The sequence below is a fragment of the Pantoea sp. JKS000250 genome (assembly GCF_003201065.1).
In the GTDB taxonomy this organism is placed as follows: Bacteria; Pseudomonadota; Gammaproteobacteria; order Enterobacterales; family Enterobacteriaceae; genus Pantoea; species Pantoea vagans.
The window spans coordinates 2,385,968-2,398,380 of sequence record NZ_QICZ01000001.1 but is presented as its reverse complement, the minus strand read 5'-3'; the positions used below and the strand labels follow the sequence as shown (position 1 = coordinate 2,398,380).

Genomic DNA, 12,413 nt, shown 5'->3' with positions numbered 1-12,413 from the left:
GGACGCCCCAGCCCGGGAGGCGGCACCCATTCAACAGCCACTTTTCAAAGCCTGTTTATGGTCTGTGGCAGCGCACCCCTTTCACCTTATGACCGGTCACCGCGCCCCACCACCCAGCGCTTATGCACCCACAGCGAGGCGATGATCACCAGCGCGCCCGCAATAAAGCTCGGCCAGTGCGGTTTCTGCTGCCAGATAGCCAGATTCACCAGCAGCCCGGCAGGGACGTGCATGTTATTCATTATGCCCAGCGTACCGGCATCGACCTGCGTCGCACCGTAGTTCCACATAAAATAGCCGAGACCGGAAGCCGCAACGCCCAGCCAGACCAGAATGCCCCACTGCAATGAGGTGGTCGGTAACTTCTGTGGGTTGCCCCAGGCGCACCAGGCGATGACGGCAATCAACACCGCCCCCAGATAGAACCAGGAGAAGGCCGTATGCTGCGGCATTGGGCGGGTCTCCTGCAGACGCTTATAGCCCACCATGCCTGCCGCAAAGCAGATGTTAGCCAGCTGTACTAACAGCAGACCAAACCAGAAATGATCGCTGACTTTGTCATAGCGAATAATGGCCGCGCCCGCTACCGCCAGTAACGCACTGAAGATGTAGCCGATGCGCAGCGGACGACGGCTGATCAGATCGTAAATCAGCGTCACATAGAGCGGCGTCATCACCGTAAACAGCAGGAATTCTGACACGCTAAGGTAGAGATAGGCTTCGAAGCTCAGCAGATACATCACGCCCAGCTGCAGCATTCCTACCAGCATATACAGCAGTAGCGTCGAAGGGCGATAACCCCGCCAGCGCAGGAAAGGCAAAAATACCAGCGCAGCCAGCGCCAGCCGCATCAGCACAGAGAACCAGCTATCCACCTGCCCGGCGAGGTATTCGCCAATCAGGCTGAACGAAAAGGCCCACAGAATGGTGGTAATAATCAATAAAAACACGGCAACGACCCCGAAATTAACAGGCCGACAGTGTAAACAATGTGCCGCCGTCAGGCTGTGAAATCTGGTTGACATCTGATTATAATCCAGGCGATTAAACAGCCGACCGGATAGCCTGCTTACACTTCCTGACACATCAATCGACAGAATAGGTTTTCAGCCAGATAAAATGCGCGAAATGATCCATCCGGTGATCACTTCCGCCCCTTGCTGTAATAAAACTGTAACAAATGTGTCATTCATCACAGTAACGTTGCGCAACTAACACTATTCTTTGCGCGAAATGGAACATTCTGCATCCATTTTGTTCTGCACTTTCCTGCTCCAGCCTGCCGGGAATGAAAAACCATAATGTGCCCTGGAGGGCCTCACTGATGCTGAGTATTTTTAAACCTGCACAACGTCAGCCGCAGGTGGCGGCGGATCACGTTGATCCGCTCTACCGTCGTCTGCGCTGGCAAATTTTCATCGGGATCTTCTTTGGTTATGCTGCCTACTACCTGGTCAGAAAAAACTTCGCACTCGCCATGCCCTATCTGGTCGAGCAGGGTTTTTCACGTGGCGATCTCGGGTTTGCCCTGTCCGGCATCTCCATTGCCTACGGCTTTTCAAAATTCATCATGGGCTCGGTCTCTGACCGATCAAACCCGCGCGTCTTCTTACCGGCTGGCCTGATTCTGGCCGCAGCAGTGATGCTTATCATGGGATTCGTCCCCTGGGCGACCTCCAGCATCATGGTGATGTTCGTACTGCTGTTTATCTGCGGCTGGTTCCAGGGCATGGGCTGGCCACCCTGTGGGCGCACCATGGTTCACTGGTGGTCGCAGAAGGAGCGCGGCAGGATCGTTTCGGTCTGGAACTGTGCGCATAACGTGGGCGGTGGTATTCCGCCACTGCTCTTCCTGCTCGGCATGGCGTGGTTCAACGACTGGAAATCGGCACTCTATATGCCCGCGTTTGGTGCCATTGCCATTGCGATTATTGCCTTTGCACTGATGCGTGACACGCCGCAATCCTGTGGCCTGCCGCCGATTGAAGAGTACAAAAACGACTACCCGCCCGACTATGATGCCAGCCACGAAGAGGAGCTGACGGCAAAACAGATCTTCATGAAGTATGTGCTGCCGAACAAGCTGCTATGGTACATCGCGCTGGCCAACGTCTTTGTCTATCTGCTGCGCTACGGCATCCTCGACTGGTCACCAACCTATCTGCGCGAAGTCAAACACTTCACGCTGGATAAATCGTCGTGGGCCTACTTCCTCTATGAATACGCGGGGATTCCGGGAACGCTGCTGTGTGGCTGGATGTCGGACAAAGTGTTCCGGGGTAATCGCGGTGCGACCGGCGTATTCTTTATGACGCTGGTGACCATTGCGACCGTGATTTACTGGCTCAACCCGGCGGGCAATCCTGGCGTCGACATGGCCTGCATGATCGTGATTGGCTTCCTGATCTACGGTCCGGTGATGCTGATTGGTCTGCATGCGCTGGAGCTGGCACCGAAAAAAGCAGCTGGGACGGCGGCGGGCTTTACCGGCCTGTTCGGTTACCTGGGTGGCTCGGTCGCGGCCAGCGCCATTGTCGGTTACACCGTCGATTACTTCGGCTGGGACGGCGGCTTTATGGTGATGATTGCGGGCTGTGTGCTGGCGGTTATTCTGCTGTTACTGACCATGGTCAGCGAACACAAACACAAAAAGACCCTGGCCTGACGGCAATAAAAAGGGCCGTTTATCCGGCCCTTTTAACGCAGGCTGTTTAAGCAAGATAGAGCGTGCGCAGCGTCTGCGGCACCGCATCATCGGCATTCGAACCAATCACATCCAGCTCCGGCAGCGTATCTTTTAAGCGCTGATGGGCGTTCTGCATGATATAGCCCTTGCCCGCCATGCTCAGCATCTCCACATCATTCATACCGTCGCCAAAGGCAATGCAGCTCTCCAGCGAGTGACCCAGCGTTTTCGCGACCGCTTCCAGCGCATGTCCTTTCGACACGCCGCCCGCCATGACTTCCAGGCAGGTTGGCAGCGAGAAACTGACGTTAACCCGATCGCCCCAGCGCGCTTCAATCGCCTGCTCCATTGGGATCAGATGCTCAGGGTTTTCGCAGGTAAAAAAGACCTTGCTGATGTTGCTGGTTGGCAGCAGGCCCGGCTCATAGACCTGATAGTTGAACACTGACTCGCGGAAATAGTCCTGCTCAGCCGGGCTTGAACGGCTGACAAACCACTCATCGTCGCGGTAAACGTGCGTCAGAATATCGCTGTGATGATACTGCAGGCCAAACAGGTCGCTGGCGATATCCTCATCCAGATTATGACTGAACACCAGCTCGCCCTCTGCGTTGTGCACGCGCGCGCCGTTCGAGGTGATCATATAAGCCGGAATCGCCAGGCTGTCGCGCATCTGTCCGACATCAATATGATGACGGCCGGTGGCGAAGACAAAGTGAATATCCTTAGCGACCAGCTGCTGCAGCGTTTCACGTGCAAAAGGGGTCAGGCGATGTTCGGGAGAAAGCAGCGTGCCATCCAGATCGGATGCAACGATGTGATACATGAAAACCTCGGGTATCTGGTTCTGCCGGTTTTTACCGGTCGGATAAATAACGTCAGTGGTGCGATGAAAAAAAGTCGACCACTGCATTGAGTGCTTCGGCACGCATCTCATCTTTTTCAAACAGGATCTCGTGACGCGCGCCATCGATCACCCGTGGCTGATTACCTTCACACGGATGACCCGCCGCCGCCATCGCGGCACAAAACAGGTCCTGCGAACGATTGTCGACCACCCGATCGTCGCTAGCCTGTAACAGCAGCAGCGGCGTAGTGATCTTATCCACCTGACTGATGATGTTGCGCCCCGCATGGATGCCTTCGCGTACCCAATGGTAGGTCGGTCCGCCCACACGAATCGCCGGATCGTCCGCATAAAAACGCAGGTTACGCCGGTAACGCTCGGCGCTATGGGTCAGCCGGTTAATGCCAAACGGATGCGCGCGCCAGCGTCCGGTGCCGAGCGCATAGCCATCGCGTAAGGCTGGACGTTTCTCCGCCCAGTCCAGGATACGATGAGCCAGAAAAGAGGGCAACGGTAAGGCGATGCCAAACATCGGTGCCACCAGCGCGACTGCATGAAACGCCTGCGGCTGACGCGCCAGAAACAGCGTTAAGATTGCGCCACCCATTGAGTGAGCCAGCGCATAGCGCTGCTGGTAATGGCCGCTGACGATCTCTTTCAGATAGAGCGTTTCAAGATCGTCAACGTAATGCGTGAATTCTGCCACGTGACCGCGGTGTGAATCTTCCAGCAGGCGATCGGAACGCCCCTGACCGCGATGGTCCAGGATCACCACATCAAATCCGCAGTGAAACAGATCGTACGCCAGCTCAGGATATTTTATGTAACTCTCGATGCGTCCCGGCACAATCAGGATCACACGCTTGTGTTGCGGCGATGTGAAGCGAACATAACGCAGCGTCAGATTGCCGACGCCGGTAAACTCAAGCTCCTCCCGACGGTGCCAGAAATCGAGCAGCGGCCCGGTGGCGAAGGCAGCAAAGGCTTTTTCCCGTCGCAGCCAGCTGGCTTTGTGTTGATTCATTCGCCCTCCTGATGACCGGATACAGAGTCCTGAACGCCCTGCGCAGGCCGTAGCGCCGCGCTTATTTCTGGCGTATTGTGTCACAAATCCGCGACTAAAGAGAGCCTGACCCATGACCATCGAATGGTGGCTGACCTACCTGCTTACCACCACAATTCTCAGCCTGTCGCCCGGTTCCGGCGCAATCAATACTATGAGTACCGGGATCAGCCACGGTTATCGCGGCACGGTGGCCTCTATCTCTGGTCTGCAGGTCGGCCTGGCGTTGCACATCGTGCTGGTCGGTATCGGTCTGGGCGCGCTGTTTTCGCAGTCGCTGCTGGCGTTTGAAATTCTGAAATGGGCCGGTGCAGCCTATCTGGTCTGGCTGGGTATTCAGCAGTGGCGCTCAGCAGGCGGCATCGATCTGGATGCGGTCGCCAGAGCGATGCCGCGTCGTCGCCTGTTCAAACGTGCCGTGCTGGTTAATCTCACCAACCCGAAAAGTATCGTTTTTCTGGCGGCGCTGTTCCCGCAGTTTATCCAGCCGCATCAGCCGCTGTTTATGCAGTATCTGGTGCTGGGCGTGACCACCGTGGTGGTCGATATCATCGTGATGATTGGCTACGCCACGCTGGCAACGCGCATTGCTGGCTGGATTAAAGGGCCAAAACAGATGAAGTTGATGAACCGTATTTTCGGTGGGCTGTTTATGGCGGTGGGCGCACTGCTGGCCAGCGCCAGAAAAATCGCTTAAGACCTGACGCGCCGAATCCGGCGCGCAATTTCTTCCTTACCGCTGCTACGGTGCAGTCAGTGGCACCGCACGCAACACAATCATGCCAGGCTTCGACCGCATATATTTCCTGAACGGCGTATCGACAACCCTGCGATTAACGGCCAGTGATGAGGCGTTCCTGAACCACAACCGGCCATCATGCCGGACGGCAATTCCGGCATGCGTGACATCCAGCCCCTGCGCGGGGGTGTAAACCCCGATGTAATCGCCAGTCTGGATCTGCGCCAGCACCTTTGGTGTGATCGCCCGGGCCGGAATGTAGGTGATGCGGCGAGGAATGATACCCAGACCGGGCACCTGTTCTTTTCCACGAGCCTGATGATTGAGCTGCTTCACTACCGTCACCGCATCCGGGCTGAGGGTGCCGGTGACATCATCGGCATTGCGCGGGTTCTCAGCGAACCAGTCGGAAAAGAAGTGGCGGCGCTTCAGAAAGCTGACCTCACCGCCAGCGTAGCGGGTCCGAATCAGGCTAGCCTCAAAGCTGGCGCGGTTATGGCTTCGGCTCAGCGCCTGGACATAATCAAGCAGCGTGAAACAATCCACTCCGTTGAAAGTGATCACCAGCGCTTCCGGCGTATTGATCGAACCAGTTAACGTATGCGCCTGATAAGGCGTACCGAGAAACGCGGCAGAGATTTGGCTGATCCTTTCGCCCTGCGGCTGCTCTGACGCCGGGCGTGCCTGCGACAGGATAGCCGACACGCTATCCCCTTCTGCCGTTTCAGAGACGCGATTTTGGGCAGCATCAGGGGAAGCGCAGGCGCTGATACAGGCCGCGATAAACAATAGTAAAAGGGGTTTTACTCGCATCATCCTCTCCATGAAAAAGAGTCCGTCGATACGACCATACCGGAGGTGATGGTTTCATTAATTAACGAAGGGTGACTTTTTGTCAGCGATGACAGCAGAAAGACGTCAGCAGGCCTGGATTGTGATAGCCGTCACCCAGGTGAAGTTCAGAAAGAGGCAACAGGAGGTGAAATGACTGCCGGATGCGCAGCACGCTCTCCGGCATTAGGGCTTAACGCGAAATAATCAGGTGGATACCAAAACCGGCGAACAGAACGCCAGCCATACCATCTACCCACTTCGCCAGCCGCTGATACTTCGCGCGGATCCGCGGCAGCGCAAAGATAGCCGCCACCAGCGTAAACCACGCAAAGGTTTCACCAACAATCAGCAGGAACAGACCCCAGCGCTCTGCTGAACCGACATCGTCACCGACGAACAGCGAGAATACGCTGCCGAAGTAAATAATCGCTTTAGGATTCGACAGGTTGGTCAGCAGGCCCTTGAGAAAGCTCATGCCGCGTTTCGGCAACTCTACGACCGGCTCATCCTGCTGCGGCTGCTTATGACGCTGACGCGCCGAGCGCATCAGCTGCCAGCCCATCCAGAGCAGATAGAGGCCACCGCCGACCATAATAATCTGATGCAGCCACGCCATTTTTTCCAGGATCAGATGCAGGCCCATCAGCGCCACGCCCGCCCAGACAACGATACCCAGCGTAATACCCAGTACCCCCATCATCGCCTCTTTACGCGAGCGGCTGGCGGCGGTTTGCGATACGAAAAAGAAATCAGGGCCGGGGCTCATCAGCGCCACCAGATGTACCAGCGCCACGGTTGCGAATAACATCAGCATGATTAGTGTCCTTTACTCTTCATCATCAAGATGCTCTTTGATCATCACCAGGAAGGGTTTGCCAAAGCGCTCCAGTTTGCGGTGCCCCACGCCGTTGACGCTAAGCATCTCGGACGCGCTGACCGGCATCTGTTCTGCCATCTCTATCAGCGTGGCGTCATTGAACACCACGTAAGGCGGAATATTCTCTTCGTCGGCGATCGCTTTTCGCAGCTTACGCAGCTTAGCGAACAGTTTGCGATCGTAGTTACCACCGTGAAACTTCGCCGGACCGCTGCTCTTTGTTTTCGCGGTGATTAAACGCGGCACCGCCAGCATCAGTGGCACTTCACCGCGCAGCACCGGCCGCGCTGCTTCGGTGAGTTGTAATGCCGAGTGCATAGCAATGTTCTGCGTCACCAGCCCCAGATGGATTAACTGACGTAACACGCTGACCCAGTGTTCGTGGCTCTGATCTTTGCCCAGTCCATAAACCGGCAGTTTGTCATGACCCTGTTCACGGATGCGCTGGTTGTTGGACCCGCGCAGGACCTCAACGATATAGCCCATGCCGAACCGCTGGCCGACGCGATAGATGCCGGAGAGCGCTTTTTGCGCTTCAACCAGACCGTCATACCGTTTCGGCGGATCAAGGCAGATATCGCAGTTGTCGCACGGCTGCTGGCGACCCTCGCCAAAATAATTCAGCAGCACCAGGCGGCGGCAGGTCTGTGCTTCAGCAAACGCGCCCATGGCGTTGAGCTTGTGGCGCTCAATATCCTGCAAGGGCCCCGGCACTTTCTCTTCCAGGCATTTACGCAGCCAGGCCATATCGGCTGGATCGTAGAGCATCATCGCTTCGGCGGGCAGACCATCACGACCGGCTCGTCCGGTTTCCTGATAGTAGGACTCGATGTTGCGCGGAATATCGAAGTGGACCACAAAACGGACGTTGGGCTTGTTGATACCCATGCCAAAAGCCACGGTCGCCACTACGATTTGCAGATCGTCACGCTGGAACGCTTCCTGCACGCGGGCACGCTGTTCGCTGTCGATGCCGGCATGATACGCCCCGACGCTGAATCCACGGCTTTGCAGTCGCGCGGCGGTGTCTTCCACCTTCGCCCGGCTGTTGCAGTAGATAATGCCGCATTTGCCGCGCTGATCCTGAACGTAGCGCAGCAGCTGATCGGTGGGTTTGAATTTTTCCACCAGCGTGTAGCGAATATTGGGACGGTCAAAGCTGCTGATCTGAATCAGCGGATCCTGCATGTGCAGCAGGTTAACGATGTCGTTGCGGGTGGTTTCGTCCGCAGTCGCCGTCAATGCCATGACCGGTAATTCCGGGAAGCGCTGACGCATCTTCCCGAGTGCACCATATTCCGGACGGAAATCGTGGCCCCACTGTGAAATACAGTGCGCCTCATCTACCGCCAGCATCGCCGGTTGCCAGTGCGCCAGACTTTCCAGGAAGTTATCCATCATCAGGCGTTCTGGGGCGATGTAGAGCAGCTTAACCCGGCCGGTACGGCAGTCAGCCATCACCGTCTGCTGCTGATCGCGCGTCATGGTGGAATTGAGATAGGCTGCCGCCACGCCGTTCGCCAGCAGCTGATCGACCTGATCTTTCATCAGTGAGATCAGCGGTGACACCACCAGTGTCAGCCCTTCGCGCACCAGCGCCGGGATCTGATAACAGAGCGATTTACCGCCGCCGGTGGGCATCACCACCAGACAGTCGCGTCCGCTCAACGCCTCATTAATGATCGTCTGCTGACCGGGACGAAACTGCTGGTAGCCGAAGGTATCCTGCAATACCTGCTGCGCCAGCGCTTCCTGATTAAGAACTGCCGAGGTTGCCACGCGATTCCTGTCTTACGTTAGGGATTAGAACAAGTCGTTAAGCGTTACACCCACACCCAGACGCGTCTGGCGATGGTTGTAATCGATCAGTGATTCACCGTAGCCGCTAAACACCTGAGTATAGAAGCGGACGTGCTCGCTGATAGGGTAGCTCCAGCCCATTGTCGCGCCGCCATAACCGCTGTTCCAGTTATAGTTGCCCTCTACGCTGAAGATACTGTCGCCGAGCTTATAGCCCAGCCGGGTGCGGTAGTAACCCATATATTTAGTGATGTCGGGATTATCATCGCTGCTCGCCCCTTCAGGGATACGATACCAGGGTTTGATTTCCGCCAGGAAGTTACCGTTCTCCGCCATCAGACGCGCATAGACACGGTTCCAGCTGCGTGAGGTCGGGTCACTTCGTCCGTTAGATTGGTGATTCAGACCCAGTTCGACATCACGCAGCGTCCAGCCACCCAGCGAGTAGTCGGTCGCCCAGCCGAGAAAAATCTGCGGCTCATAGTTGGTCTCACGGAAAGGTGATGACTCAGCACTATTCGACAGCTGCCACCAGGAACGCTGGGTATAAGAGGCTGCCAGCACCGAGTTGTCGCCCAGAATACCGCGCCATAACGGAAATGCCAGACTGAGCTGGAATTTCACTTCATCTTTGCGGGCGTTTTCACCCCAGTTATAAGAGGAGATCGCCTCTTTATTGAGGTCGCTGGTATAGGTGTAGAGCAGATAGTTGTTCTCGTAAGGATAGAGAACAAACGGGTTATCATGCTTCTCCAGCAGGTTAGCAATAATGCTGCCCTGAACCTGTGGCGCGTCATGAACCTCTTTAATCCGGGCTTCATCCGCCTGCGCCAGCGCAGGAAATATCAACATTGCCGCCAGCAAGGCGCGATGCTTACGCATAAAATTCTCCGGTGAGCAGCTGCGTATCAGAATAACTGAAAGGGTGTTGTAAAAAGCAGGCCATTCTACACGCAAATGGCAGTGAGCATGAGTGCTGATTTCTTAAACTGGAAACACCCTCGCAGGCGGCATAGAATACACAACTCATTCATGTTCCGCGCCCCTCTGGCCCGATTTTTTCAGGACACATCATCATGTCATCACCCGTGCTGACACCGCAGGACGCTCGCCAGTTGGTCGGCGAAATTTTTGTTTATCACATGCCGTTTAATCAGGCGTTAGGCCTGGAGCTGATGCGTCTTGACGCAGACTACGCTGAAATCAGCTTCAATAATAAATCCATGCTGGTGGGCAATCAGGCGCAGCAGATTCTGCACGGTGGTGTTATCGCATCGGTACTGGATGTGGCTGCGGGCATGGTCTGTGTCAGCAATGCGTTAACCCGTCAGGAGAGCATCAGCGAAGCGGATCTGCGCCAGCGTCTGTCACGCATGGGTACCATCGATATGCGCGTTGACTATCTGCGTCCCGGACGCGGCGAGCGCTTCACCGCCACCAGCAGCCTGCTGCGGGCCGGTAACAAAGTCGCCGTGGCGCGCGTGGAGCTGCACAATCAACAGGGTGATTACATCGCCACGGCTACTGCCACCTATCTTATCGGCTAACCACGCCACTGAATGGATCGCATATGGATACGCAACAAACCCGCCAGGGCGTTGGCTTTGCACTGGGCGCCTACTTTATCTGGGGCATTGCACCCGCCTATTTCAAGCTGGTCAAACAGGTTCCCGCTACAGAAATCATGACGCACCGGGTGATCTGGTCGGCACTCTTTATGCTGTTGCTGATTACCCTGAGCCGCAGCTGGCCCGGCGTTCGCAGCGTATTGCGCCAGCCTAAAAAAGTGCTGCTGCTGGCGATCACGGCACTGACGATTGGCGGCAACTGGCTGCTGTTTATCTGGGCGGTCAACAATCAGCATATGCTGGAAGCCAGCCTGGGTTACTTTATTAACCCGCTGATCAACGTGGTGTTCGGCATGCTGTTTCTGCGCGAACGTTTTCGCCGTCTGCAGTGGCTGGCCGTGCTGCTGGCAACCGTCGGCGTGCTGGTACAGCTGTGGCAGTTTGGATCGTTGCCGGTTATCGCACTCGGCCTGGCCCTGAGCTTTGCCGTTTATGGTCTGATGCGCAAAAAGATCCAGGTCGATGCACAGAGCGGCATGCTGATTGAAACTCTGTGGCTGTTTCCGCTGGCGGCGATTTACCTGTTCGGCTTTGCCGACAGCGCCACCAGCCATTTATCGGCGAACCCGCTGAGTCTCAACCTGAAGCTGATTGCAGCAGGTATTGTGACCACCATTCCACTGATGCTGTTTGCGGCGGCCTGCAGCCGGCTGCGCCTCTCAACGGTCGGTTTCTTTCAGTACCTCGGCCCGACGCTGATGTTTGTGCTGGCAGTGGTGTTTTACGGTGAAACTATCACGCCAGACAAGATGGTGACCTTTGGCTTTATCTGGCTGGCGCTGCTGGTGTTTGTCTGCGATGCGGTGGCATTTTCATTCCGTTCCCGCGCGTGCATAGCGTGAAATAAAGCGCGCTAAAGCCGGGCCGGTCAGCAGGATGGTAAAGAGACGCAACGTCTGCATCGCCATCACAAATGCCATGTTGACTTGGGTTCCCGCAGCAATAATCGCCACCGTGTCCAGCCCGCCAGGACTGGTGGCGAGATAGGCCGTCATCAGATCGATATCCAGCATGCGCGTCAGTATCCACGCCAGCCCGCCACATAACAGCATCAGCCCGAAGATTGACGCCAGCATCTGCGGCAGCGTGCGCAGTGCCAGCAGAAAAATCGGGTGGGTAAAACGTAAACCCACGCTCCAGCCAATCAGCGCATAGGCTACGGCCAGCAGCCATTCCGGCACCTGTAGCACTGCGATTTCGCTGCTGTTCAGTACCGCACCCGCCAGCGCGGGCAGCAGTAATGCGCCAGAGGGAATGCGCAGTCGTGTGCCCAGCCACGCGCCCGTCAGCATCACCACCAGCGTAATGGCAAAGCCATAATTCAGCGCGGGAAACCAGAGCAGCGAGATGCTGTGCGCTTCATCGCCCAGCCCGATACGCGCGACCAGCGCGGCGGCCGAGGCGACAAACAGCACCCGCAGATACTGCATAAACGCCACCAGCCGCACATCAGCGCCGAAGTCCCCCGCCATCGCTACCATTGCCGAAGCACCGCCCGGTGACGAGCCCCATGCGCCGGTCGGGCCAGGCAGATGACTGAAGCGCACCAGCAGAAAACCGGACAGGCCGCTGGCCGCCAGCGTCAGCAGCAGCACCGCCAGCACGATCGGCCAGTCCTGAATCAGCGGTGTCAGAATCGAAGGCGAGAGGCTCTGGGCAATCATGCAACCCAGCACCGCCTGGGCAAGCAGGAAGAATCGTTTATCAATCCGCAGTGTGGCACCCGACAGGCCCATCACCACACCCACTATCATCGGTCCCAGTAGCAGCGCGGCAGGCACGTGAAAATAGTGCAGCACCGCACCTAGCAATACGGAAATCAGCAGCAGCAGCGTCCACTGCGTGCGTAACGAAAAAGCGTCCATAAGAAGTTAATTTTTTGTAAAAACAGGAGGGTCAGAGTACGCAGAAATCGGGACGGGAGCCAGCAGAACGGGCC

12 protein-coding genes are annotated in these 12,413 nt (G+C 56.5%); 4 read left to right on the top strand and 8 right to left on the bottom strand.

The genetic code is table 11. From position 1 onward, the window contains the following. Positions 1 to 86 precede the first annotated feature (86 nt). A complete protein-coding gene (locus tag BY447_RS11430) occupies positions 87 to 950 on the bottom strand; it encodes a carboxylate/amino acid/amine transporter (protein ID WP_107320144.1) in 864 nt (287 codons plus the stop codon). Positions 951 to 1,324: 374 nt separating this feature from the next. Between BY447_RS11430 and glpT the strand changes: the two genes are divergently transcribed. Beyond that, on the top strand, positions 1,325 to 2,665 hold the full coding sequence (glpT, locus tag BY447_RS11425) for a glycerol-3-phosphate transporter (protein WP_110331163.1): 1,341 nt from the start codon (positions 1,325 to 1,327) through the stop codon (positions 2,663 to 2,665). A 46-nt stretch (positions 2,666 to 2,711) separates the two neighbouring features. Here the strand turns inward: glpT and yigL are convergent, their stop codons facing one another. Further along, a complete protein-coding gene (yigL, locus tag BY447_RS11420; RefSeq protein ID WP_033784698.1) occupies positions 2,712 to 3,512 on the bottom strand; it encodes a sugar/pyridoxal phosphate phosphatase YigL in 801 nt (266 codons plus the stop codon). Between the two features lie 52 nt (positions 3,513 to 3,564). After that, the gene (gene pldB, locus BY447_RS11415; RefSeq protein ID WP_033784430.1) at positions 3,565 to 4,557 is read right to left on the bottom strand and encodes a lysophospholipase L2; all 993 of its coding nucleotides are present in this window, start codon (positions 4,555 to 4,557) and stop codon (positions 3,565 to 3,567) included. A gap of 112 nt (positions 4,558 to 4,669) precedes the next feature. Here pldB and rhtB point away from each other — a divergent pair, with 112 nt between their 5' ends. Then, complete coding sequence (gene rhtB / locus BY447_RS11410) at positions 4,670 to 5,293, top strand: homoserine/homoserine lactone efflux protein (RefSeq protein ID WP_010257290.1); 624 nt, start codon at positions 4,670 to 4,672, stop codon at positions 5,291 to 5,293. 45 nt (positions 5,294 to 5,338) lie between these two features. Here rhtB and BY447_RS11405 read toward each other — a convergent pair whose 3' ends face one another. From BY447_RS11405 to pldA, 4 genes are all read right to left on the bottom strand, one after another. Next, on the bottom strand, positions 5,339 to 6,148 hold the full coding sequence (locus BY447_RS11405; RefSeq protein WP_110331162.1) for a DUF1460 domain-containing protein: 810 nt from the start codon (positions 6,146 to 6,148) through the stop codon (positions 5,339 to 5,341). A 211-nt stretch (positions 6,149 to 6,359) separates the two neighbouring features. Further along, entirely contained in the window at positions 6,360 to 6,983 is a 624-nt protein-coding gene (gene rhtC, locus BY447_RS11400; RefSeq protein WP_110331161.1) for a threonine export protein RhtC, read from the bottom strand. 12 nt (positions 6,984 to 6,995) lie between these two features. Beyond that, positions 6,996 to 8,825: an ATP-dependent DNA helicase RecQ gene (gene recQ, locus BY447_RS11395; protein WP_013359697.1), complete on the bottom strand. Its 1,830-nt coding sequence runs from the start codon at positions 8,823 to 8,825 to the stop codon at positions 6,996 to 6,998. 24 nt (positions 8,826 to 8,849) lie between these two features. Then, positions 8,850 to 9,728 (bottom strand): phospholipase A, encoded by an 879-nt coding sequence (gene pldA / locus BY447_RS11390; protein ID WP_110331160.1) that lies wholly within the window; start codon positions 9,726 to 9,728, stop codon positions 8,850 to 8,852. A 194-nt stretch (positions 9,729 to 9,922) separates the two neighbouring features. On the opposite strand from pldA, the gene BY447_RS11385 reads away from it, so the two are divergent. Both BY447_RS11385 and rarD read left to right on the top strand, forming a co-directional pair. Beyond that, positions 9,923 to 10,393: a thioesterase family protein gene (locus BY447_RS11385; RefSeq protein ID WP_033734820.1), complete on the top strand. Its 471-nt coding sequence runs from the start codon at positions 9,923 to 9,925 to the stop codon at positions 10,391 to 10,393. 23 nt (positions 10,394 to 10,416) lie between these two features. Next, positions 10,417 to 11,316 carry an EamA family transporter RarD gene (gene rarD / locus BY447_RS11380; protein ID WP_110331159.1) on the top strand — a complete coding sequence of 300 codons (900 nt, stop codon included), beginning with the start codon at positions 10,417 to 10,419 and terminating at the stop codon, positions 11,314 to 11,316. On the opposite strand, the gene BY447_RS11375 is transcribed toward rarD, so the two are convergent. Further along, the gene (locus tag BY447_RS11375; RefSeq protein WP_110331158.1) at positions 11,287 to 12,339 is read right to left on the bottom strand and encodes an AbrB family transcriptional regulator; all 1,053 of its coding nucleotides are present in this window, start codon (positions 12,337 to 12,339) and stop codon (positions 11,287 to 11,289) included. The genes rarD and BY447_RS11375 overlap by 30 nt on opposite strands. Positions 12,340 to 12,413 lie beyond the last annotated feature (74 nt).